Genomic DNA, 23,469 nt, shown 5'->3' with positions numbered 1-23,469 from the left:
CCCGCTCGTCCCATAAGAGTCTCGAACCTTATGCTACAAACAACTTGTCAATGATGCGTTATTAATCGAAATCAAAAGCAACAATCATTAGAAAAGAGCCTATTGAAAATCTCTATTCTCATTATGAATGATATTACATGTTTCTACAATGCATTGTCGAAATCTGTATAAACTATGGAAAAATATACATGATGTTGATACGTCTGGAGAAACTATTTGTAAATGAGTTTGGAAGGATGGTCATGATGCACACGATGTGGAAAGGTGCGATTAGCTTTGGTCTTGTGAATATACCGATCAAGCTGTTTGCCGCAACTGAGAATAAAGATATTAAGATGAGATATTTACATGAAAAGTGCCATAGTCCTGTTCAGTATGAAAAAATCTGCCCTGTATGTGAAGAGACTGTGGATTCAAAAGAAATCGTTAAAGGCTATGAGTATGAACCGGGTAAATTCGTAGTTGTTGAGAAAGAAGAACTTGATGAATTAGCAGGTGTATCTGATAAATCGATCGAGATCATTGATTTTATTAAATTAGAAGAGATTGATCCTATCTTTTATAATCGTTCTTATTTCGTTGGACCTGGCGAGAATGGGACAAAATCTTTCGCACTCTTGAAAAAAGCTATGGAAGATACCGGAAAGATCGGACTTGCTAAATTCACACTTCGATCAAAGGAACATCTTGCAGCTGTTCGAGTGTACAAGAACGGTTTAGTTCTAGAAACTATCTTTTATCCGGACGAAGTAAGAAATGTTGACCATGTTCCTGGTTTAACAGATGAAGTGTCATTAAATGAAAAAGAAGTTGAGATGGCTAAACAGCTTATCGAACAATTAACTGCTCCGTTTGAGCCTGAAAAGTATGAAGACGAATATCGTGAAGCGGTTCTCGAATTGATCAACAGCAAAATTTCTGGTGATGAAGTGAAAGTTGCTAAAGAAAAGCCAAAAACAAATGTTGTGGATCTTATGGAAGCACTTCAGGCCTCCATCAATGAGAGTAAAGGAAAAGAATCGACTGATAACAATAAGAAAACAAAGGATACCTCGTCTAAAAACAGTAAAAGTGCGGATGAACCAAAACCTAAGAAGAAAAAATCATCTGCAAAGAAGAAAGCTAGTTCATGATTCAACACTTTTTAAAGCCCATGCTCCCTTCTCTTTCAAACGAATTGCCGGAAGAGAGTCATTGGGTATATGAAGTGAAATACGACGGTTTTAGATGTTTACTTTATTGGGATCACGCGAATGTTATCATGACATCTAGAAATGGTCATCCTCTGCATACCATTTTTCCTGAGGTTGTAGATCACCTTAAAACGATCGAAAATAAAGTTAAAGACTTGTTCCCCATACTTTTAGATGGAGAACTATGTATTCTAGAAAATGAAAATAAAGCAAACTTTGAACAGATTCAAAAAAGAGGCAGACTAAAACAGCTCGATAAAATTGTGATAGCTTCTAAACAATATCCTTCTTCTTTTTGCGCGTTTGATCTGCTGGCGATAGAGAATGAATATATGAATACACTACCTTTTTTGGATCGGAAAGAAAAATTGCTGAAACTGCTTCAGACTACAGGTATTTCTAACATTAAAATATCACCCGATCGTCGTCTTAATTTTATCAATTTCACTTCTGAAAAATCTAAAATCATGGAGGATGTGAAAGGAAGTAATAGCGAAGGAATTGTGGCGAAGAAGCTTTATAGTAAATGGTCTTCTGGCATCCGAACGAACGAATGGATCAAAGTTAAAAATCTTAAATTCCATCCTTTTATTTTATTAGGTTACGATACAGAGAACGGTTTTTTTCACGTTGGCGTTATTAAAGATCGTTCTGTTCAATTCGTGGGGTTATTCTCTCATGGCATTTCCCCTCAAGAGAAGGAAGCTTTAATACAAATTATGAAGAAAAATATTGCCAGCAGGAACGGGTCTCTTATTTTAATAGAGCCGTCAATCTGCGTAGAACTTTCTTATTTAGAACTATATAAAAATCAATTAAGACAGCCAAGGTTTGTTTCATTCCGTTTTGATACAAATTGGGAGGATTGTACATGGGAAAGTCTACAAAAGAACAAGTAGATCTCAACGTAAACAACGAGATCGTAACATTAACAAGCCCTAACAAACCACTTTGGCCAGATCTCGAAATTGTAAAAGTCGAATATATTAACTATTTAACCCAAATTGCACCTTATATGCTGCCTTTTTTAACAGACCGGGCTTTAACGGTAATCAGATATCCTCATGGAGTTGGTGAGGAGCGCTTTTATCAAAAGAATTGTCCTGATTATGCTCCACACTATGTACATACGAGTATTGAAGAAGATATTAATTATATCGTTTGTAATAACTTACCTACACTACTTTGGCTAGGAAACCAGCTTGCCTTTGAGTTTCATATTCCATACCGAACAGTTAAGAATAGTCATCCATCTGAGATCGTGATGGACTTAGATCCTCCATCTCGAAAGGAATTTCATCTTTCCGTCGAAGCTGCGCTCTTGATAAAAGAAGTGTGTGACAAGTTACATCTCACTACATTTATCAAAACAAGCGGTAATAAAGGCATGCAGATATACATCCCGTTACCTGAACAAGCTGTTACCTTCGAAGACTCACGACTATTCACAGAGTTTCTAGCCCATTATTTAATCGAACGAGAGCCGAAATGGTTTACGATTGAACGTTTAAAAAAGAACAGAGGCAACCGTTGTTACATTGATTATATTCAACACGCAGAAGGCAAAACAATCATTGCTCCCTATTCTGTTAGAGGAAATGATGATGCTTTAGTTGCCACTCCTTTATACTGGGAAGAAGTGAATGCCGCATTAAAGCCTGAGCAATTTCCACTTACCACCATCATCGATCGTATAAACGATGTAGGTGACCCGTTTAAAAATTTTTATTCTTGTAAAAGTAAACAGCCTATCCTACCTGTTATTAATGCTCTTAAAGAAAAAAGCCTCTAAGAAGATTTCAACAATCTTCTTGAGGCTTTTTTTGTATATTTTGTTGCTATCGTTCCACTCAAGTTAACACGTTTTCCATGGGGATGCGAAGAGCCTCCAGCCGCTACACGCCATAAGGAGTCTCCACCTGACAGCTCGTTCCATAGGCAGATCATTACTTTTCGCTAACTTTACTGCATGTCTGCCTTTCGATCAATTGAAAAGGTACGACTACTCGTTTTGCTTCTTTTTCTGGACATTGAATACATTCTAGAAGTCCCTTAGCCGCTTCATAACCAAGTTTAAAGATATTGATGTCTACTGATGTTAGTGAAGGTGATGAGAGTTCAGATAGCATAACGTTGTTGAAACTTAGTAATGAGATGTCATCTGGTACGCTTACTCCTAACTCGTTTAATGTGCTCAGCACACCGAAGGACATAACGTCATCAATAACAAGAAGTGCTGACGGAGGCTCATTTAGCGCGAGGAGCTCTTTAACTGCTTCCTGCCCGCCTTCTTTTAAGAACTCCTCATGAACGATGTACTCATCTTTATAAGGCAGACCCGCATTTCGGATCGCTTTTTCATAGCCTAATAACCGGTCAATGGTTACGACTAGATTTAAATTTCCACCTACAAACCCGATTCGTTCATGACCAAGTGATATGAGATATTCAGTCATTTCTTGAGCAGCTTTGAAGTTGTCATTATCTATATGTGTGATTGTTTCAGCGTTCTTAAACGGCTTTCCGATTACCGTGAAAGGAAATTTCTGTTCTTGTAAGTAGCACATGATCCGATCATCTACACGTGAATACAACATAACGATTCCATCCACTCGACGTCCTTGTACCATTCGAACAACACCTTCAAATATTTCATCTTCTGTATTTCCAGTCGACATGTATAGAGCGTATTCTTGCTCATGTGCAATGGTACTGATACCTCTGATTACTTCTGGAAAAAACGGATTCTGGAAGGCTTTGTCAGCAGAACTAGGCATGACAAGTCCGATCGCCTGTGTGCTTCGGTTTGCCAAACTTCTCGCATTAAAGTTTGGATGATAGCCAAGATAGTCCATCGCTTCTTTTACTTTTCGTTTTGTTTTTTCTGATATTCGAGGATTATTCGCGATTACCCTTGAAACGGTTGAGGGTGCAACATCTGCTAATTTTGCTACATCTTTTATAGTAACTGACATGATATAGTCCTCCTTTCAGACTATTTGGCTTAGTGTATACGCTTACTTAATTCCATCAATAATTGTATAGAATTCGTAGGAAAAAAGAAATATAATTCCTTTCCACTTTTAATGTTTTTCACTATTTTTGTAAATTGAACGGTTTCTTTTAGACTATAAGGCTTAAATCGTTTTATTCCGCTACTAGCTTGTAATTATGAGCGTTGTTTTCTTCTTCTGATTAGATAGTAAGAGCTCAATATTACTACAACAATTACTACAGCAACAATCGAATATAGCTTCCATTGTGAATCTGCTTTTTGAACAGCATATATCTCAGCCGTTTCCCCAGTCATATTCACTTCAACAGAAGTATCATTCACCTTTATCTCTTCGTTTGATAAAAGACTCACAAGCTTTTTATTATGAAGGCTTTTATCTGAAAAAGAAATACCCGACTTCTTCTTATCATTGTTAAACACGATAAATAATGTTTCATCTTTAAATTTTCGTTTAAAGACCGCTTTCCCATCTTTATCAACAATCATTGAATAATCGCCCCGTCTAAGTGCAGGATGTTTTTGTCTAAGCTTTCCCAATTTAGAAGTGAACGTTTCAAACTCCTTATTTTGAGTAAAGTCCATCATGCGACGGTTGTCCGGATCTTTGGCTCCGTCCATCATATGCTCTGTTCCTTGATAGAGGATAGGAATACCAGGTGCCGAGTAAAGATAGGTAAGAGCAAGCTTCAGCCTTTTTTCGGGATCTTCTTGCTTCAACAGCACTTCACGTACAAATCGAATGTTATCATGATTATCAATAAAGTTTCCTAACGTATACGGATCTTTATAATAGAACTTATTCCGCTCCCATACAGCGTTCAGCTCTGAAAGTGATTGCCCGCTTTGTCTAAAGATACGAACCATCTCATTAAACAAAGGATAGTCTACAAACGATTGTATTCCTGCTTTATTGTACTCAGCAATATATCTTGGATCATTGTGCCAAACTTCACCAATTAAATAAAAGCCAGGCTTTGCTTTCTTCACTCGTTCAGAAAAATCTATCCAAAAGTCTTTTGGCACATGTTTAACAGTATCTAAACGGTAGCCGTCTATATCTGTTTCTTTAATCCAATATTCAGCCATGTCGAGTAAATACTTACGTGTTTCATTGTTCTCTGTGTTCAGATCGGGCAATCCAGCGAGCCAGCCGTTCTCAACTTCTTGTTGGTTATCCCAGTTCCCGATCTCCTTCTCTGGGTGAAACCAAGCCTTTTTTGACGCCTCATCTAACCAAGGATGTTTATAGCCTGTATGATTTACGACTAGATCTAATATAACTTTTATATCACGATCATGCGCTTTTATAACAAGTTGCTTCAACTCATCCTTTGAACCAAAATGTTCTTCCGTTTCATAGAAATTCTCCGTCCAATAACCGTGATAGCCACCGGGTTCGTTCTTAACCACAGGTGTTAGCCATATCGCCGTAACCCCAAGGTCATCAAGATAATCAATTTTATCCATGATCCCTTTGAAGTCTCCCCCATGGTAAGCTGTGGGGTCATTAAGATCTACATCAAAATCGTTATCTTTATTTCCATTATTAAACCGGTCCACCATAATAAAGTAGATCGTTTCGTCTTTCCATGATCGTTCTTCCTTTTTTTCTGCAAGCGCTTTATTTTGAACAGATAAAAAAAGAAGAAACGACATAGCTAAGAATATCATTCTTTTGCCCATCGCCGTTCCTCCTATAGTAAGGTGCTGTGATTAACCTTTTGTACCACCAGCAGTTAAGCCAGAGATAAAGTAACGCTGCAGTGATAAGAATAATAGACCAATCGGAATCGCTACTAATACAGAACCCGCTGCAAACAATGTAAAACTGTTACCGAATTCGTTCTTAATCATGTTAAACAGACCAACCGCAAGTGTCATCTTCTCATCTGAACTGATCAGAATGGACGCTAAGATAAAATCAGCGAACGGTGAGATGAAACTGAAAAGTGCGATTACCGCTAAGATTGGCTTTGAAAGTGGCAGGATGATCTGCCAAAAGATACGAAAGTGACCAGCGCCATCAATTCGCGCAGATTCGTCTAGTTCTTTTGGAATCGTATCGTAATAGTTCTTTGCCAAGTATGTGTTCATCGGAATCAATCCACCCACATAAACAAGGATTAAGGCAAAGTGTGTATCAAGCAATCCTACTTGGTAAGCTAGGATGTAGATTGCAAGAATCGCTACGAATTGTGGAATCATCTGCAAAATTAGGAAAAGAAGCAATCCGTTCTTACGACCAACAAACTTATATCTTGAGAAAGCATAAGCCGTTAAGCCAATAAAGATTACAGAAAGCACCATTGTTATAAAACAGATTTTTAGCGTGTTCCAGTACCAGATTAGATAATCCGTTTCAGCGAACAGCTCTTTATAGTGAGCTAGAGTTGCATTCTCTGGAATGATCGTCGAACTTGATAAAGTGTTACCTGGGTTGAATGAAGATCCAATTACCCAAAGAATTGGGTAGACCACAATCGCAATCGCTGACAATAGTACTAGATAGGACAGAGTTAATCGTATTCTTCTTGCTGTTTTTATACTCATATTAAATCATTCCTTCGTCCTTAAATGATTTCGTTTTTCTAAACTGCCACAATGCAAGTGACACGATGATCAACGATAACAATACAGTTACAGCTGCTGCCTTACTATATTGAGCTGAAGTCATCGTTAAGTTGTAGATCCAAGAGATCAAGATGTCTGTCCCTCCTGCATTTTGATCAGCCACTGCAGGTCCACCGTTGTTGAATAGATAGATAACGTTAAAGTTATTAAAGTTAAACGTGTATTGTGTGATTAATATTGGTGCTGTTGTAAATAAGACCATCGGAAGTGTGATCTTACGGAATTTATCCCAATTTGATGCCCCATCTACAGTTGCAGCTTCATAAAGTTCACCAGGAATAGACTGAAGTACTCCTGTAGTCATAGCCATGATGAACGGGAAACCAAGCCAAGATTGGATGAAGATCAAAGCGATCTTTGTATAAAAAGGATCAGTCATCCATGGTATGGAATCGATTCCAAGAGGTGCTAAAATAGATTGGTTGATTGCTCCAAACGTATCATTAAATAATCCAGAGAAAATTAAGATTGAAACGAATGCTGGCACTGCCCAAGGTAAGATTAAAAGTGTACGAATAATCCCTTTAAACTTAATTTCTTTTTGATTCAAGACTACCGCCAAGAAGATTCCAATTGCGACTTGAAGGGTTGTTGCAGTAAATGTCCAGATAATCGTCCATGCAAATACAGAGATAAACGTTTCACGCCAAATATCTAAAGAGAAGATTTCGATAAAGTTCTTAAACCCAACCCAATCAACAAGCTTTGCTGGTGGAGAGTTGTACAGATTATAGTTCGTAAATGCTAACAACAACATAAAGATGATCGGAAAAATGACAACGAAGATCAAAAGTAAGAATCCAGGTCCCACCATTAGATAAGGAAATCCTTTGTCTACAACATTATGATATTGCTCTTTTAGTGAGTTAAGTTTCAAGCCGTTATCACGTTTTTTCCCATTTTGGAACGCATCATAGATATTAAAGTAGTAAAACCCTAAACCGATACCTACTACTAGTATGGAAATAACGCCGTTCACAAGTAAGAAGATGGAATGATCTCTAGGCACTTCTGTACCTAGTGTTACGATTCCCCAAAGTCCGATATTCAGAAAATCAAGAAATGCAATAAAGTAACATATCGCTAAAAACAAGAATGCGAAACCTTTAACAAATTGCTTGTTATAGAATTGCCCCATTCCTGGAATGATGGACAGCAAAGCTGCCGTCTTACGGTGTGTCATTACAGGTTTCCCCTTTCTTTTCCCCACTAACTGTTTTGTGTGTAGTTCGAAAGATTTTAGGACCCATACATAAGCGAAATCTTTCCAACACACACAATAGTTAGAGAAAGCAGTACCCGCGACGTCTGGGTACCGCTTTCCACTTATTGCTTATTATTTTTTACCATGGTTCGCTTCAATGTTTTGTCCAATCGTCTTAACTGCGCTTTCTAGAGCAGCTTTTGGCTCAGACTTGCCAGTAGCAGATAATTGAAGTGCGTTTGCAGCTGGAGCCCAAACTTCTGCCATTTCAGGAATGTTAGGCATTGGAACTCCACGTTCTGATTGAACCGCTACAGCTTTAGCTGCTTCGTTGTCTGCAATGATTGGGTCCTCCATTAAAGATACAACTGGAGGAATTTCTGCTGTTTTCTCAAAACGAGTCTTAGCGCTTTCTTCGTTTGTGATGAACTCAACCAGTTTAGCAGCCCATTCTTGGTTAGGAGAGAACTGACTTACGTTGTAACCTTTAACACCGATGAATGTTTTAACATCTTCACCGTTTGGAAGCTTAGGCATTGGTGCAACACCGATATCGATTCCAGCATCTTTATAGCCTTGGAAAGACCAAGGTCCGTTCATTACAGAAGCAACTTTACCTTCTTGGAAAAGACCATCGATCGTTTGTCCTGCTTTTTCACCGATGATTCCTTTAGGGAACAAGCCATCTTTGTACCAGCTAGTGATATAATCTAGTCCTTCAACTGCACCTTTGTTAGAAAGGCCAAGGTCTTTAGGATCTAATGTTCCGTTGTCATCTTTAAATACATAGCTTCCATATCCAGAAAGCACACCATTTGCAAAGTAGAAATCAGTCCAGTTTGCTAGGAAACCGTATTGCGCTCCACCTTTATCACCTTTAGAGAATGCAAGAACATCTTCTAAAGATTCTGGTGCTTCAGGCATCTGTTTTTTATTGTAGATAAATACTGGTGTTTCTGTTGACTTAGGAAGACCGTAAAGTTTTCCGTCATATGTTAATGCGTTAATTGAAGATTCAGTGTAAAGCTTTGTTACATCATCAGATACTTTAATTGGTGCGATAAGACCTTCGATCGCTAATGGTCCAATACGGTCATGCGGAGTTGTAATAACATCCGGTCCTTTTTTAGCTGGTCCATCTAGACGAAGCTTCTCTTGCTGATCTAGCATTGGAATTTCTTTTAGCTCAACTTTGATGCCGTATTTCTCTTCGAACTTTTTAATGGCATCTTTTGTTCCAGCACCTTTTTCTTGGTCTTCCCACATAACTAATTTTTCAGGCTTGTCTGAGCCAGATTCTTTCTTACCACCTGTAGAAGAACTATCTTCTTGCGGTCCGCAAGCAGCTAACGCACTTGCAGCTAGAGCAAAAGTTAAAGGCAAAGCTAATAACTTTTTCATCAATTGTACCCCCCATTATTGTTAAAAGATCAAAGCATACAAACGTTTGCACAGATTAGCAAAAAAAATGTTTTTCTGTCTTCTTATGAAGTTTTTTGCCGTTTATGAAAACGATTGCATTACCTGCTCAATTTCATTATACCTATGCTTTGAATTTTTACAATACTTTTTTAATTATTTTTGGTTTCGCTTTCATTTATCTTGATTTTATCGCTGAAAGCGGTTTATACTATCAGCATTACAAGTTGAAGGCAATGTACGTTCCTTTAGGGGTACAACCTAGTTTTTATAGGTTGTGCCCCTTTTTTATTGCCGAAACTGAGAGGAGATCAAACTATGTTAAAAGAAGCTATCTACCACAGAGCAGGTAACAATTTTGCTTATGCTTATGACGAGACTACCCTCCACATCCGTCTTCGTACCAAAAAAGGTGATGTTGATTCAGTTACGTTAATTCACGGTGATCCTTATGACTGGACGAAGGATGGCTGGCAGACGTCTCGGTCACTGATGACTCTATCAGGTACAGATGAATATTTTGATTACTATTTTATTGCTATCTCTCCCCCGTTTCGCCGTTTACGCTATGGATTTGAACTGAAGAACGGTGATGAGACGTTGGTATATACTGAAAAAGGCTTCTATAATGAAGCTCCGTTCGATGACACAGCTTATTATTTTTGTTTTCCATTCTTAAATGGAATAGATGTATTCCGTGCCCCTTCTTGGGTGAAAGATACGGTTTGGTATCAAATATTCCCTGAACGTTTTGCGAATGGAGATACGAGCAACGATCCTGAAGGTTCTCTTCCGTGGGCTAGTGAAGAGCCGAAGTTTAACAATTTTTTTGGAGGAGATTTTCAAGGTGTGATCGATCATATTGATCATCTCGTTAAACTAGGTGTGACTGGTATTTATTTCACACCGATCTTTAAAGCGAAGTCTAATCACAAGTACGATACGATTGATTATTTAGAGATCGATCCACAATTCGGTGATAAAGAAACGTTCAAGCAACTAGTAAAAATTTGTCATGAGAACGGAATTAAAGTTATGCTCGATGCTGTGTTTAATCACAGCGGATACTATTTTGAACCATTTCAGGACGTACTTCAGAATCAAGAGAATTCTTCTTATAAAAATTGGTTCCATTTAAGAGAATTTCCAATCCAGACTGAACCACGCCCTAATTATGATACGTTTGCTTTCGAAAAAGCGATGCCGAAACTGAACACTGAAAACCCAGAGGTTCGCGAATACTTACTCAAGGTCGCTCACTATTGGGTGGAAGAGTTTGATATTGATGGATGGAGATTAGATGTTGCAAATGAGGTTGATCATTCATTTTGGAGAGAATTCAGAACAGCTGTTAAGTCTGTCAAACCAGATGCATATATCTTAGGTGAGATCTGGCATGATTCCATGAACTGGCTACAAGGAGATCAATTCGACGCCGTTATGAACTATCCATTTACAAATGCGGCTCTTGATTTTGTAGCAAAAGAAACGATTGATGCAAAAGTGTTTGCTGAAAAAATGACGGCTGTACTTCATATGTATCCTGAAAATGTTAACGAAGCTGCGTTTAACCTATTAGGTTCACATGATACAAAACGTGTTCTAACGTTCTGTGATGAGAATAAGGATAAGATGAAGTTATTGTTCTTATTGATGTTAACCTTTAAAGGAACTCCATGTATCTATTATGGAGACGAGATCGGTATGACAGGTGGTAATGATCCAGGTTGCAGAAAATGTATGGAATGGGATGAAAACAAACAAGATTTAGATCTGTTTGAACATATTCAATCTTTGCTAACTCTTCGTCAAGATCATAAAGTTCTAGCCAATGACGGCGAAATGAAGTTTATCAAGGCAAATGAGAAAACATTAGTATATGAGCGTTCATCAAATGAGGAAAATGTATGGATCCTTTTAAATGCGGGTGAAGAAAGCGCTGATTTTTCCATTGATATCCCTGAAGGCTACACACATATTTTGGGGTCATCATTCTCAGGATCTTTGCCTGGATACGGCTTTAGTATATATAGAAGAAAATAAACATGTTCCCCCTCACTGTAAAAAGTGAGGGGATTTTATTTCAGCAACTACTCATACCTGATACAATAGGTAAATGTTAAAACCATACAATATAAACACGATGGAGAGGGATTTACATGAAAGGCAACAAAGCTGCTAAGCTTTCCCTTTTTGCCATAACGTGGCCAATATTTATAGAAATAATGCTTCATATGTTGATGGGGAACGCTGATACTCTTATGCTCAGTCAATATTCTGATCATTCAGTGGCTGCTGTCGGACTAACTAATCAACTGTTATCGATCGTAATCGTTATGTTTGGATTTGTTGCAACAGGAGCGAGTGTGGTTATTGCACAGGCAATAGGTGCTAGACTTGAACGTACAGCTGCTGAAGTAGCTGTCGTTGCCATCTTAGGGAACTTGCTTTTTGGGGTACTCTTAAGCGCTGCATTACTTGTCTTTGGCGATGTATTTTTAACATGGATGAATACGCCACCAGAGTTGATGGCTGAAGCATCGAGCTATTTAATGATCGTAGGAGGATTTTCATTTATCCAATCGGTTATTATGACGATCGGAGCTGCCATTAGAAGCTACGGTTTTACGAAAGATGCCATGTATGTCACGATCGGGATGAACATCTTGAACGTATTTGGAAACTATTTATTTATCTTCGGCGCTTTCGGTTTTCCAGTATTAGGTGTTGAAGGTGTAGCGATTTCAACATCTGTTAGCCGATTTTTAGGTTTACTTGTAATTCTGTATCTGTTGTTTAAGCGCTCTTCTATACCGTTACCTTTTTCCAGCTCATTCAAATTATCCCCTTTTCATATAAAGGGTGTATTAAAAATCGGATTGCCATCAGCTGGAGAGCATCTATCTTATAGTGGATCTCAGATGCTGATTACGTTCTTCATCACGCTGCTTGGTACAACGGCACTTACTACAAAGGTATATACCTTTAATATTATGATGTTTATCTTCCTTTTCGCTGTAGCGATCGGCCAAGGTACACAGATATTAATTGGTCACTTAATCGGTGCTAAATCGTACGACTCTGCTTATAAGATGTGTCTCAAAAGTCAGACGTATGCCATGATCATAAGTTTTCTTATGGCAGGTATAGCTTCACTATTCGCAAAGCCACTTCTATCTATTTTCACAGATAATCCTGAGATTATTAAGGAGGGTACTATTCTTTTATACTTAACGCTCCTGCTCGAACCTGGCCGTTCTTTTAATCTTGTTATCATTTCAAGTTTGAGAGCTGCAGGTGATGTTAAGTTTCCGGTCATTATGGGTGTCATCTCTATGTGGGGAGTTAGTGTACCACTCGCATACTTGTTAGGGATTACTTTCGATCTTGGTTTAATAGGGATTTGGCTCGCCTTCACTGCAGATGAATGGCTGCGGGGACTCTTTATGCTGTCGAGGTGGCGAAAAAGAAAATGGCAAAAACAATTAGTCGTCAAGCATGAAGCAACTGCATAAATTAAAAAACCGGAGAACAGAAATGTTTCCGGTTTTTTCGTTTAATCTACGATATTAATATTATAGTCGGTCAGCCAGCTGTCGATCTGCGCAAGATGAGCCATTAATTGGGGGCCGGTCATAAGTTGACCAAACCAAGGCTCTTTAAACGTCTCACCATTCGTTTGAATAATTTCTTGAACACGTGCTCGGTTTAATACCTCAAACAATGGTGAGTTCTTTTTCGCGACGATGCTTGTTAACCAATCTTTTACGCCGTTCGTATAATCCGGATGGAACGTTTTCGGGTAAGGGCTCTTTTTTCGATACAGTACATCATTCGGAAGTACCCCAGTAAGTGCTTTTCTAAGTATTCCCTTCTCTCTTCCATCCAGCATTTTCATGTCCCAAGGAATGTTCCATGCGTATTCTACAATTCTATGATCTGCAAAAGGTACCCTCACTTCTAATGAAGCTCCCATACTCATTCGGTCTTTACGATCCAACAGTGTCGTCATGAACCAAATCATATTCAAATAGAAGATTTCACGTCTTCTCGCTTCTATTTTAGATTCTCCTTCTAAAACAGGCGTTTCATTCACTGTTTCTTCGTATCGTTGCTGAACATATGAAGCTAGATTCAACTTGCTAGCCCATGAGTCTTGTAAAAGATTTTGGCGCGCTTCTGTTGAACGCATCCACGGAAACATTGGACGATGCAAGAGTTCCTCTTTATGAAACCATGGATACCCACCAAAGATTTCGTCTGCGCATTCTCCTGAAAGTGCAACTGTTGACTGAGGTTTAATCTGGCGGCAGAACCATAAAAGTGAAGAATCAACATCAGCCATTCCTGGCAGATCTCGAACTGTGACAGCTTCACGCAAATGATTGATTAATAGTTCGTTATCAATCACGCAGCTATGATGAACAGAGCCTGTAGCTTCAACCATCTGATTGATCCAATATGCATCTGAATTCGGCTGATAATCACTCGCTTTAAAATACTTATCATTATCTACATAATCAATGCTGAACGTATGGAGGTCACCTTTGTTTTCTTCTTTAAAATATTTCGCTGCGATTGCGGTGATCGCACTTGAATCGAGACCGCCAGAAAGAAAAGTACTTACTGGTACGTCTGCAATCAGTTGTCGCGTCACTGCATCATTCACGAGATATTTCACTTTTTCAACCGTATCTTGCAAAGAATCTTGATGTGGTTTACTTTCTACGTTCCAATACCGCCAAATTTTCAGCCCGTTTTTTGAATACGTCGCAGCATGTGCCGGACGGAGTTCTTTTATCCCTTTATATACTCCGTTACCCGGGGTACGAGATGGTCCTAGACCGAAAACTTCTTGTAGTCCTTCACGATCTATTTCAGCCTTGACATCTGGATGAGCTAATATGGACTTTATTTCAGACCCAAATAACAGCATACCGCCTTTTTCAGTATAGAAAAATGGCTTTACCCCTAATCGATCACGAGCTACAAACAAGCTTTCCTTTTCTTCATCCCAAATTCCAAATGCAAATATTCCATTAAACCGATCGATACAACTCTCTCCCCACTCCATATAAGAAGTAAGTAAAACTTCCGTATCGGAATGCCCATCAAACGTGTACCCTCTTTGTAAAAGTTCTTTCCGGAGATCTTCTGTGTTGTACAGCTCTCCGTTATAGCAAAGTGTATAATTCGATTTGTTCTTCGTTCTTGTCATCGGCTGAACGCCGCCTTCAATATCTACAACTGCTAACCTTGCGTGACCAAAACCTGCATGTGTGGTACTCCATACATTAAGTGCGTCTGGTCCTCTTTTTGATAATGGTGAGGCCATCTTAATTAATATATTTTTTTCATGTGTGAGGTTACGATTCCAATCTGCCCAACCCGTTATTCCGCACATTGGTTTCATCCTTTCTGTACAAACTCCATTTCTAGTATCTATGCCCATTACTCAGCATATGCTTTTATCCTTGTACGGGTGTTTTTTTAAAATTTGTGTATGTTCTTATAAGTTGTATATAATGAATACATATTTCAGAAGATAAAGGTGATCATTAAATGCCACAGTCGAAATTTTTTCGTATCGGTTACGGATTTCTCCTCATTTTTTTAATCATTCTAGTAGGAACCAAGATTGATTTTATTTTCAGGCCGATCGTCGTTCTCGTTCAAACGTTATTTTTCCCGTTTTTACTTGGCGGTGTTCTTTATTATCTGTTCCGGCCAGTCGTTCAGTTCTTACATAAGCGAAATGTTCCGAAGGTGTTATCCATCCTTCTCATCTATCTGCTTGCGATCGGACTTTTCGTATTGCTATTCTATTCTATTGGTCCGATATTACAAAGACAGGTAAGTAATTTAATTGAGAATACACCTGCTTTAATCGATGCTATTCGTTCTAAGCTAAATGATTTACAGCAAAATGAATGGGTAAGCCGTTTCCAAGAAAGTGACCAATTTGATGTGAAAGAAATCTCTGATAAAGTGACTGCATATTTGTCTACGAGTGTTCAAACAATTGGTACGAACATCGCAAACTTTATTGGAATCATCACAAACATTATTATGATTTTTGTTACCGTTCCTTTCATTCTCTATTACATGCTAAAAGAAGGTGAAAAAGCTCCACAGATGGTGCTTCAAACGCTTCCTGAAAGACAGCGTACGAATGGAACAAAAATCCTAAAAGACATGGACATTGCCCTTAGTTCATACATCCAAGGACAAATCCTGGTCAGTGTCTGTGTGGGAACCATGCTCTATATTGGATACCTTGTAATTGGAATCGAGTATTCACTGATCTTAGCCATCATCGCGATGTTCACAAATGTTATTCCGTTTCTTGGCCCGATAATAGGAGTCGTTCCTGCACTGATCGTAGCGGTCGTTGACTCGCCGGCGATGGTCATCAAAGTACTAGTCGTTATGGTTATAGCTCAGCAGATTGAAGGTAATGTTATCTCTCCGCAAGTTATGGGTAAAAAGCTGGATATCCATCCGCTTACCATTATTTCAATCTTGCTTGTTGCAGGAAGCCTAGGTGGTCTCCTTGGATTGATTCTAGCCGTTCCAGTATATGCGGTTCTCAAGGTTATCGCCCTGCACACCTATCGTTTAATCAATCTAAGAAAATCAAAAGAGCTTTAAAATAATGAGGAATTTGAAAAAGCATCGGTTATTAGAATCCGATGCTTTTTCTTTGCTCGTATTTTCTGTATGGCGCTCGTCCAGCGTGCTTGTCAGCCGCCGGACGAGCGCCTGAACTTGCCAACTACTCTCTCATTACAAAAGAAAACACACCATTTCATTCAAATAAAATGGTGTGCCAGGTTTATTATTTTGCTTCTTGTGGCTGTTTATCGTAGATCGGTACCCAGCCTTCTTTTGATTTAAAGATGCGGACCGCTACTACTTTACGATCTTCTTGCAGCGTGAAATAGTGACGGAAATTTTCTGGAACGGAGATTAGATCTCCCGGCTCAAGCTCTACATCAAAGAACCTTCCATTAGGTCCTTCGATCGCAAAGATTCCATGTCCAGAAACGATAAATCGTACTTCATCATCTGTGTGATGATGTTCTGCTAAGAAGTTTTTCAAAAGCTCATCTAAATTTGGTGTCGCATCAGAAAGGGAGATAACATCTTCTGTTACATACCCTCTGCGCTCAGAGATATCATCGATCTCACTGCGGAAGGTTTGAATCACTTCTTCTTTGTCCTCATCACTTAACGAAAAATTTTCACGAAGGTGTGACGGAAGTTTTTCAATGTCCCACTTTTCGTAAATAACTTCCTGTGAGTTTAAGTACGATTCTACCTCGCTTTGTTGTTCAATTCTTTCGTTGTTATCATGAAATCGTAGTTGTGCCATTTTTAACGCCTCCAGATGATTGATTTTTATTTAAAACGTTTAAAGTTTGTAATTTGATATGGTAAGAGAACAGAAACTCGAAAGCTTCTAGGTGTTTCTTCGCTTCAAAAGCATTTCTGCCCCATACGGTAATACCATGATTGCGGATCAGGACAGCTTTGGTATCCGTATTTATAACAGCACCTACCGCTTCTGACAGCTTCGAAAGGTCACCGTAATTTTCAACGATAGGAACCGTGATACTTCCTTCTTCTTCCCATATTCCAAAAGCTTTTATCAGTTCTTGACCTTGAAACGTAATCTCTCCTACATCACCATATAACTCAGAGATTAAATTATTATCTACGGTGTGAACGTGTAAACAGCAGCCTGCATCCGTTAATCGATAGACTTCACAATGAATGCCTGTTTCTGCTGAAGCTTTTAAATGCGTTTCTTCTACCGGATCCCCATACTGATCTACTAAAAGAAAGTCTTCAGAGGTACGTTTTGTTTTATCTTTTCCACTTGCAGAAACATAAAAGTTGAGCGGTGTGTCACTTACTTTAATTGAAACGTTACCACTTGTTCCGGGAAACCAGTTCCGTGAAGCCAGCTCATCCTTTACATCTGCAAGCTCAATCCATCGCTGATGTTTACTCAACTTTTCACACCTCTTTTCTCTAAGACATGAATGATGTCATGAAACGTTTCAAATGAAGTATAGGGTATTTGGTTTTCTTCGCATTTTTCAATCAGATAATCTCTTGCGAAAACAACATCAGCCATCTTAGAAGCTTGAAGATCAGTAATTGAATCACCGATCACAATCTTTTCTGTTCGGGGATACTTCTCTTCCAGTCGTCTGATAACAGAAGGTTTGCAACACCCACAATCATTATCACATTGATCATCACATGCGTTCGGCCAAGTGATTTTTATCGTGTCACTGGTAAAGTCACTGGCATTACAAAATACGTATTGTGAATCTAGCTTGTTTTCTAAAACAGGATGAACAAAAAAATCAATGCCACCACTAACGATGTATAATGGAATTCTCTCGCTTTGAGTAAATTGAATAAATTCCTGAAAGCCATCTCTAATCTTAGAACGTGTTAAAACGAATTCAATAATCTCTTTCTTTTTATTCGAAGGAATTCTGGAAAACATTTTTCCTACACCTTCTCGAATCGAGATCGTTTCATTCAAGATTTCATTTACGATCGGCTGCCATCCCTCAGGTGAAAATTCTTCCATGATGGCGACGATGTTATCTTTTTCGGTAACAGTCCCATCAAAATCACAAAAGATTACCGATCGGTGTTGAGTTGTCATTTTACAGGAACACCACCCCAAAGCTCTAATGCTTTTTGAAGTTCTGCATGTTTTTCAGCAAAACTTTCAAAGTCTTCTCCTTTAACAACGGCATCTATCGCCTGACGGAAAGCACGTGCTCCACCAGCAGCTCCATCTGGGTGACCATGTATGCCTCCACCTGCATTTATAACGCTGTCCAAACCAAAGTCATTGTATAAAACCGGTGTTAGTCCTGGATGGATACCAGCTGAAGGGACTGGAAACGATTTGTTTAATGAGATGCTATCTGTTGTTAAGGCATCCGCAATGCTTAATGTTTCTTGACGATCAAGTGCTACACTTCCATATGGTGATGGGAACAACACAAGATCTGCTCCTGCATAACGAAGCAATTTGCCTAGTAATACTGAGTAACCAATTCCGTAAAGTGATGATGACCCTATAGCTCCGGATAGTGCAGGATGAGCCATGATCGGTAGTGGAATCTCTTTATCTTCGGCCAGTTCTTGCAATACATCTGGTCCGTAAGATAAAACGTTAAATAGTAATGCGTTTGCTCCTAATTCTGCTGCGCGCCTCGCTTTATCTCGAAGTTCACTCGTTCTGCCTGTTAAGTTAACTGCGTAGAGCGTCTTTTCGCCTGTTCGCTCGTGAACAGACTTTAATACTTCTTTAGCGATTTTCACTCTTTCTTCAAAAGGAGTGAGTGGGTTCTCAAAAAGAATTTCATCATCTTTTACAAGATCTACCCCACCTAAAGCCTGCTCATATAATTGCTGCTTGAAGAATGATAGATCTTTTCCGAGTACCCCTTTAAAAATACTCATAACTAGTGGACGGTTATGTACGCCTAAGATATCTCGAATTCCTGTTATTCCAAACTTAGGACCAGGAAATTGTTTTTCTAGCTCTCTATCAAACTCTAAATCTATGAGCTTGATCTCACCATCTAACGAAAGTTTACCGAAAACCGTCGTTAGAATTGCTGGAATATCATTTGAAAAGTTTGCTGATGGATAGGAAATCTTAAGCAAGCCCTTAGTTCTTTTACTTCCTAAAAATTGATCAGCAAGTGGATCTTCAGGAAGTTCAATGACTTCTTCCACAATCCCTTTATGTTTTTTTAGCTGCTCTTTCTCAATTTGAGGAAGTTCTGTCCAAGAACCTACTGTAAGTCCTAGTGCAATTCCTTCCGCTTTTTTTTGTAAGTTTTCTTTCTTATCATGTACTAAGTACGTCGCTGTAATTTTACTCATGTTTGTCGTTCTCCTTTCAAAAACACAAAAAACCCCTTCACGAGGAAGGGGTGTCTACATATTGACAGTTCCACTTCCTCTTATCTCTCAGTCAACGTTCGACTGCAAGAATTAGCACCGTTTTCAGTTAAGCTAAATTAACTGAATGGTTGCCGGGTTTCATCGGGCTAGTCCCTCCACCTGCTCTTAATAAGAGTGCAAATTGTTAGAATATAATTTTAATTGTGATTATGACAGGGTATGAAGGATCTGTCAACCCTTGAAAGCAATTGATTTCCGTTCCAGATGCTCGCTTTCCGGGGGGCGTGCGGTGAGCCCCTTGCCGCGTTGCGCCCTTAAGGGTCTCACCTGACACACTCGTCCCCCAGGAGTCTCGCATCTTGCACTGCAATCAACTGTCAATGAAGGTACACACTATTAACAAAAAATTTTCAAAAAACTAATTTAAATCAATTTAGCAATCCGATCAGCAGCCTCTATCAGACGTTCTTCTGATGTTAGTAGGCCGGCACGTACATACCGATCGCCTTCGCTTCCGAATCCGATGCCTGGCGCGACTACGACGTGTGCTTTCTCTAGCAAATAGTCTGCGAAAGTTTCAGAAGTATACCCATCAGGTACAGGCAGCCAGCAGAAAAATGAACCTTTTGGCGATTCTACCTTCCAGCCGTTTTCATTCAAACGTCCGATGAATGCGTTTCGGCGACGTTCATATGTATCTACCAGTTCATCCACACATTGCTGTGGTCCGTTCAATGCCTCAGCCGCCGCGTGCTGGACAGCTCCGAACAAGCTTACATAAAAATGATCTTGAAGAAGGTTAATAGATTCAATAACAGTTTCGTTTCCAACCGCGAATCCAACGCGCCATCCTGCCATGTTATACGTTTTAGAAAGGGTGTAAATCTCTATACCTACGTCCTTTGCTCCTTCTATCTGTAGAAAACTGACCGGCTTTTGTCCATCAAATCCGATTGCTCCATAAGCAAAATCATGGCACACGAGAATATCATGTTTGTTAGCGAGTTCTACTGTTTCTTTAAAAAAGCATTTTGTTGCAACCCCTGCTGTAGGATTGTTTGGATAGTTCAAGAACATAAGCTTTGCTTTGTTCAATACTGTCTCAGGTAACTCATCATACTTCGGGAGAAAGTCATTTTCTTTTCTTAAGGGCATCGTCTCCATAGTAGCACCAGCCATTGCAACACCTGACCAATAATCAGGGTATCCCGGGTCTGGAACGAGTGCAACATCTCCTTGATTTAAATAGCACTGCGATAGCTCTACTAAACCTACTTTCCCGCCAAAGAGAACGGCTACTTCTTTCTCAGGATCGAGTGTTACTCCATATTCTCGTTTATAAAAATCGGCAGCTGCCTGCTTCAAAAATCCATGTCCGCGAAACGGTGAATACTTATGAAAATCAGGTCTATCGGCTCCATCTTTTAATGCATCAACAATATGCTGTGGAGTTGGTTGATCAGGATTCCCTTGTCCTAGATTAATAACATCAAAGCCTTGCTCTACATAGTAAGATACTTTTTTTACAAGCTTGGCGAAAAATTGCTCTGGCAGTTTCCCCATCACTTCTGCCTGCTCAAAACGTTTCACGACGATCACTTCCAGTCTAATTTGAATGTTCTTGAAATTCTAATCAGTTATGTTATACGCTTAAGGAAATTCTGTAAAGACTTTTTTTACAACCTGGAGGGTACAATCATGAAAATTGCCTGCATACAAGTTGACATTCAATATGGGAAACCTGATGAAAATTATAAACACATCGAAAATAAAATTCGTAAAGCCGTTAAACATCATAATCCTGATACGATCGTACTACCAGAACTATGGGATACTGGGTATGATCTTACCCGATTAGATGAGATTAGCGATCATGATGGTGAGAAAGCAAAGAAATGGTTAAGCGAGTTATCTAAAGAGCTTGATACTAATATTGTCGGAGGGTCTATCGCATATCGTGAGAGTAACTCAGTTTACAACACATCACTCACTTACAACCGAAACGGTGAACATGTTGGCACCTACTCAAAGGCTCACCTGATCACACTTATGGAAGAGGAAAAATATATCTCCCCCGGCAGTAATAGCAATCTGTTTACAATCGACGGTAATCTCTCGACCCTTGCTATCTGTTATGACATCCGTTTTCCTGAATGGATCCGTGCTCCTTTCATAAAAGGGGCAAAAATATTGTTCGTTCCTGCCGAATGGCCGATTCAAAGACAATCTCATTGGCGAGCATTGCTTATCGCACGTGCTATAGAGAATCAATGCTACGTTATTGCTTGTAACCGAGTTGGAAGCGACCCTAAAAACACCTTCGCTGGTCAATCACTAATTATTGACCCATGGGGAGATATCATTGCTGAAGGATCTGTGCACGAAGAGGAGATCCTTACAGCAGAGATCTCACCTGAATTAGTAGACGAAGTCCGTGTAAAGGTTCCTGTATTTAACGACCGTCGAACAGATCTGTATTAAATCCATTTAAGAATTTAGTGTTGACAGATCTCCATACAACGTTGTAGTATAACGATTATGAATTGCGTGAATATTGTTACGCATTAACAAAACGAATAATTTTGGTCTCTTATCAAGAGCAGGTGGAGGGATATGGCCCGATGAAACCCAGCAACCGACCGTAATACCATTGTAAGATGGGGCGCCCGCATTATACGGGGAGCCGCTGATTAATTCAGCGTATGGCACGGTGCTAATTCCGGCAAAACATTTTTGTTTTGCTAAGATAAGAGGCGCGGGAAATCATCATTCCGAGCCTCTTTTCTTATACGAAAAGAGGCTCTTTTTATTTGTAAAAAAACTTTCCGGGGGGAACAAAAATGAGCGTACAAGTAAGATCTACATATGAACCGTTAAACGAACTGACAGTGCTTGATGTGGTAAAACCTTTAGCATTTTTTGATGCATCCGAACAAGACCAACTGCATGTTAGAGAGATTGGAGATGGCAACTTAAACCTTGTCTTTCATATAGAAAGCGCACTATCCAAAAAAGCTGTAATCGTTAAACAAGCACTTCCTTATGCAAAAGTGGTTGGAGAAAGCTGGCCGCTCACACTAGATCGTGCACGAATCGAGAGCGATGCGTTATTAAAAGAAGCTGAATCCGTTCCTCACTTAGTTCCGAAGGTTTTATTTTCAGATTCAACACTTGCTGTCACAGTTATGGAAGATCTGTCTGACCATGTCATCCTTCGAAAAGGACTTATTGACGGTCAAATTTATCCCAAACTTGCTGATGACATTGGAACATTTGCTGCTAAAACAGCTTTTTATTCTAGTGATTTCTACCTGCATCCTTTTGAAAAAAAAGAACAAGTTAAACAATTTTCAAACCCTGAACTTTGCAAGATCACGGAAGACTTAGTGTTCACTGATCCATTTTTCAATCATGATACAAATGACTTCCCTGCTGAACTCCAAAGTGAAGTTGATGTAATTTGGAATGACAAAGAGCTTTTACAAGAGGTAGCTCAACTGCGACTCTCATTCTTAACTAAAGCAGAAGTTCTTCTTCATGGAGATCTACATTCTGGAAGTATTTTTGTAAAAAGCGATTCTACTAAAGTGATCGATCCTGAGTTTGCATTCTATGGGCCAGCCGGATTCGATATCGCTCACTTCATAGCTAACCTTGCGCTTAATCATCTTTCTCAGAATGCACATGCAAAAGAGCCATTTCATCGCGAATCTTTACAAACCTACCTGTTACAAACGATCGAAAAGACTTGGGAAACATACAGAGAAACGTTCTCACAACTATGTAACGAGAAAGCAACAGACCCTTTTGCCAAGATTGACGGTGTACTTGATAATTTCTTGGAAAAGACTTTCCAAGAAGCTATCGGTTTTGCTGGTTGTGAGATTATTCGAAGAACGATTGGACTTGCACACGTTGCTGATCTAGATACTATCCCCCAAAAAGAGGTAGAGCTCTTTTATAAAAAAACAGCACTAGCGTTAGGGGCAAAACTTGTTAAAAATCAAAGGAAACTTACAAACATCACAGAACTTACTGACTGGATTAGAGGTGCTTAA

The 23,469-nt window shown here is 39.2% G+C and carries 19 protein-coding genes and 2 riboswitches; of the genes, 8 read left to right on the top strand and 11 right to left on the bottom strand.

What is annotated here, in order from left to right:
• Positions 1-245 precede the first annotated feature (245 nt).
• The 3 genes from IHV10_RS04430 to ligD (IHV10_RS22725) are packed head-to-tail and all read left to right on the top strand — an operon-like array spanning position 246 to position 2,985.
• The gene (locus tag IHV10_RS04430) at positions 246-1,133 is read left to right on the top strand and encodes a Ku protein (protein WP_197128198.1); all 888 of its coding nucleotides are present in this window, start codon (positions 246-248) and stop codon (positions 1,131-1,133) included.
• Complete coding sequence (gene ligD, locus IHV10_RS22730; protein WP_231619415.1) at positions 1,130-2,092, top strand: non-homologous end-joining DNA ligase; 963 nt, start codon at positions 1,130-1,132, stop codon at positions 2,090-2,092. Before IHV10_RS04430 ends, ligD (IHV10_RS22730) begins: the two co-directional genes overlap by 4 nt.
• On the top strand, positions 2,065-2,985 hold the full coding sequence (gene ligD, locus IHV10_RS22725) for a non-homologous end-joining DNA ligase (protein WP_231619414.1): 921 nt from the start codon (positions 2,065-2,067) through the stop codon (positions 2,983-2,985). The genes ligD (IHV10_RS22730) and ligD (IHV10_RS22725) overlap by 28 nt, the downstream gene beginning before the upstream one ends.
• A gap of 154 nt (positions 2,986-3,139) precedes the next feature.
• Here the strand turns inward: ligD (IHV10_RS22725) and IHV10_RS04420 are convergent, their stop codons facing one another.
• The 5 genes from IHV10_RS04420 to IHV10_RS04400 all read right to left on the bottom strand — a co-directional run bounded on the left by IHV10_RS04420 (position 3,140) and on the right by IHV10_RS04400 (position 9,445).
• A complete protein-coding gene (locus tag IHV10_RS04420) occupies positions 3,140-4,168 on the bottom strand; it encodes a LacI family DNA-binding transcriptional regulator (RefSeq protein ID WP_197127500.1) in 1,029 nt (342 codons plus the stop codon).
• A 194-nt stretch (positions 4,169-4,362) separates the two neighbouring features.
• Entirely contained in the window at positions 4,363-5,892 is a 1,530-nt protein-coding gene (locus IHV10_RS04415) for an alpha-amylase family glycosyl hydrolase (protein WP_197127499.1), read from the bottom strand.
• Positions 5,893-5,922: 30 nt separating this feature from the next.
• On the bottom strand, positions 5,923-6,759 hold the full coding sequence (locus tag IHV10_RS04410; RefSeq protein WP_197127498.1) for a sugar ABC transporter permease: 837 nt from the start codon (positions 6,757-6,759) through the stop codon (positions 5,923-5,925).
• Between the two features lies 1 nt (position 6,760).
• Positions 6,761-8,023, bottom strand: a complete 1,263-nt coding sequence (locus IHV10_RS04405) for a carbohydrate ABC transporter permease (RefSeq protein WP_197127497.1) — start codon at positions 8,021-8,023, stop codon at positions 6,761-6,763.
• Positions 8,024-8,176: 153 nt separating this feature from the next.
• Positions 8,177-9,445 carry an extracellular solute-binding protein gene (locus IHV10_RS04400; protein ID WP_197127496.1) on the bottom strand — a complete coding sequence of 423 codons (1,269 nt, stop codon included), beginning with the start codon at positions 9,443-9,445 and terminating at the stop codon, positions 8,177-8,179.
• A gap of 336 nt (positions 9,446-9,781) precedes the next feature.
• Between IHV10_RS04400 and IHV10_RS04395 the strand changes: the two genes are divergently transcribed.
• A complete protein-coding gene (locus IHV10_RS04395) occupies positions 9,782-11,506 on the top strand; it encodes a glycoside hydrolase family 13 protein (RefSeq protein WP_197127495.1) in 1,725 nt (574 codons plus the stop codon).
• Between the two features lie 116 nt (positions 11,507-11,622).
• On the top strand, positions 11,623-12,978 hold the full coding sequence (locus IHV10_RS04390; RefSeq protein WP_197127494.1) for an MATE family efflux transporter: 1,356 nt from the start codon (positions 11,623-11,625) through the stop codon (positions 12,976-12,978).
• 41 nt (positions 12,979-13,019) lie between these two features.
• Here IHV10_RS04390 and asnB read toward each other — a convergent pair whose 3' ends face one another.
• Positions 13,020-14,867 (bottom strand): asparagine synthase (glutamine-hydrolyzing), encoded by a 1,848-nt coding sequence (gene asnB / locus IHV10_RS04385; RefSeq protein ID WP_197127493.1) that lies wholly within the window; start codon positions 14,865-14,867, stop codon positions 13,020-13,022.
• Between the two features lie 158 nt (positions 14,868-15,025).
• Here asnB and IHV10_RS04380 point away from each other — a divergent pair, with 158 nt between their 5' ends.
• Positions 15,026-16,114 (top strand): AI-2E family transporter, encoded by a 1,089-nt coding sequence (locus IHV10_RS04380; protein ID WP_197127492.1) that lies wholly within the window; start codon positions 15,026-15,028, stop codon positions 16,112-16,114.
• A gap of 187 nt (positions 16,115-16,301) precedes the next feature.
• On the opposite strand, the gene IHV10_RS04375 is transcribed toward IHV10_RS04380, so the two are convergent.
• The 5 genes from IHV10_RS04375 to IHV10_RS04355 all read right to left on the bottom strand — a co-directional run bounded on the left by IHV10_RS04375 (position 16,302) and on the right by IHV10_RS04355 (position 21,001).
• Positions 16,302-16,838 carry a 1,2-dihydroxy-3-keto-5-methylthiopentene dioxygenase gene (locus IHV10_RS04375; RefSeq protein WP_197127491.1) on the bottom strand — a complete coding sequence of 179 codons (537 nt, stop codon included), beginning with the start codon at positions 16,836-16,838 and terminating at the stop codon, positions 16,302-16,304.
• Positions 16,816-17,481, bottom strand: a complete 666-nt coding sequence (locus tag IHV10_RS04370) for a methylthioribulose 1-phosphate dehydratase (RefSeq protein WP_197127490.1) — start codon at positions 17,479-17,481, stop codon at positions 16,816-16,818. Before IHV10_RS04370 ends, IHV10_RS04375 begins: the two co-directional genes overlap by 23 nt.
• Positions 17,478-18,152 carry a 2-hydroxy-3-keto-5-methylthiopentenyl-1-phosphate phosphatase gene (locus IHV10_RS04365; RefSeq protein ID WP_197127489.1) on the bottom strand — a complete coding sequence of 225 codons (675 nt, stop codon included), beginning with the start codon at positions 18,150-18,152 and terminating at the stop codon, positions 17,478-17,480. Before IHV10_RS04365 ends, IHV10_RS04370 begins: the two co-directional genes overlap by 4 nt.
• Complete coding sequence (locus IHV10_RS04360; RefSeq protein WP_197127488.1) at positions 18,149-19,390, bottom strand: 2,3-diketo-5-methylthiopentyl-1-phosphate enolase; 1,242 nt, start codon at positions 19,388-19,390, stop codon at positions 18,149-18,151. Before IHV10_RS04360 ends, IHV10_RS04365 begins: the two co-directional genes overlap by 4 nt.
• A gap of 77 nt (positions 19,391-19,467) precedes the next feature.
• A riboswitch (SAM riboswitch) is annotated at positions 19,468-19,586 on the bottom strand.
• A gap of 248 nt (positions 19,587-19,834) precedes the next feature.
• On the bottom strand, positions 19,835-21,001 hold the full coding sequence (locus tag IHV10_RS04355) for a pyridoxal phosphate-dependent aminotransferase (protein WP_197127487.1): 1,167 nt from the start codon (positions 20,999-21,001) through the stop codon (positions 19,835-19,837).
• A gap of 21 nt (positions 21,002-21,022) precedes the next feature.
• On the opposite strand from IHV10_RS04355, the gene IHV10_RS04350 reads away from it, so the two are divergent.
• Together IHV10_RS04350 and mtnK are read left to right on the top strand one after the other, a co-directional pair.
• Complete coding sequence (locus tag IHV10_RS04350; RefSeq protein ID WP_370629640.1) at positions 21,023-21,892, top strand: carbon-nitrogen family hydrolase; 870 nt, start codon at positions 21,023-21,025, stop codon at positions 21,890-21,892.
• A gap of 106 nt (positions 21,893-21,998) precedes the next feature.
• A riboswitch (SAM riboswitch) is annotated at positions 21,999-22,164 on the top strand.
• A gap of 87 nt (positions 22,165-22,251) precedes the next feature.
• Entirely contained in the window at positions 22,252-23,469 is a 1,218-nt protein-coding gene (mtnK, locus tag IHV10_RS04345; RefSeq protein ID WP_197127485.1) for an S-methyl-5-thioribose kinase, read from the top strand.

The sequence above is a fragment of the Fictibacillus sp. 5RED26 genome (assembly GCF_015903895.1).
Classification (GTDB): Bacteria; Bacillota; Bacilli; order Bacillales; family Fictibacillaceae; genus Fictibacillus; species Fictibacillus phosphorivorans.
The sequence above is the reverse complement of the archived record's forward strand: the minus strand, read 5'-3'. Positions and strand labels throughout refer to the sequence as shown.

Excerpts from the sequence above, each read along its gene's own strand:
- IHV10_RS04410 (WP_197127498.1), bottom strand. The coding sequence starts at position 6,759 with ATGAGTATAAAAACAGCAAGAAGAATACGATTAACTCTGTCCTATCTA.
- IHV10_RS04405 (WP_197127497.1), bottom strand. The coding sequence starts at position 8,023 with ATGACACACCGTAAGACGGCAGCTTTGCTGTCCATCATTCCAGGAATG.
- IHV10_RS04420 (WP_197127500.1), bottom strand. The coding sequence starts at position 4,168 with ATGTCAGTTACTATAAAAGATGTAGCAAAATTAGCAGATGTTGCACCC.
- IHV10_RS04395 (WP_197127495.1), top strand. The coding sequence starts at position 9,782 with ATGTTAAAAGAAGCTATCTACCACAGAGCAGGTAACAATTTTGCTTAT.
- IHV10_RS04415 (WP_197127499.1), bottom strand. The coding sequence starts at position 5,892 with ATGGGCAAAAGAATGATATTCTTAGCTATGTCGTTTCTTCTTTTTTTA.
- ligD (WP_231619414.1), top strand. The coding sequence starts at position 2,065 with ATGGGAAAGTCTACAAAAGAACAAGTAGATCTCAACGTAAACAACGAG.
- IHV10_RS04400 (WP_197127496.1), bottom strand. The coding sequence starts at position 9,445 with ATGAAAAAGTTATTAGCTTTGCCTTTAACTTTTGCTCTAGCTGCAAGT.
- IHV10_RS04375 (WP_197127491.1), bottom strand. The coding sequence starts at position 16,838 with ATGGCACAACTACGATTTCATGATAACAACGAAAGAATTGAACAACAA.
- IHV10_RS04365 (WP_197127489.1), bottom strand. The coding sequence starts at position 18,152 with ATGACAACTCAACACCGATCGGTAATCTTTTGTGATTTTGATGGGACT.
- asnB (WP_197127493.1), bottom strand. The coding sequence starts at position 14,867 with ATGTGCGGAATAACGGGTTGGGCAGATTGGAATCGTAACCTCACACAT.
- ligD (WP_231619415.1), top strand. The coding sequence starts at position 1,130 with ATGATTCAACACTTTTTAAAGCCCATGCTCCCTTCTCTTTCAAACGAA.
- IHV10_RS04360 (WP_197127488.1), bottom strand. The coding sequence starts at position 19,390 with ATGAGTAAAATTACAGCGACGTACTTAGTACATGATAAGAAAGAAAAC.
- IHV10_RS04430 (WP_197128198.1), top strand. The coding sequence starts at position 246 with ATGCACACGATGTGGAAAGGTGCGATTAGCTTTGGTCTTGTGAATATA.
- IHV10_RS04390 (WP_197127494.1), top strand. The coding sequence starts at position 11,623 with ATGAAAGGCAACAAAGCTGCTAAGCTTTCCCTTTTTGCCATAACGTGG.
- IHV10_RS04380 (WP_197127492.1), top strand. The coding sequence starts at position 15,026 with ATGCCACAGTCGAAATTTTTTCGTATCGGTTACGGATTTCTCCTCATT.
- mtnK (WP_197127485.1), top strand. The coding sequence starts at position 22,252 with ATGAGCGTACAAGTAAGATCTACATATGAACCGTTAAACGAACTGACA.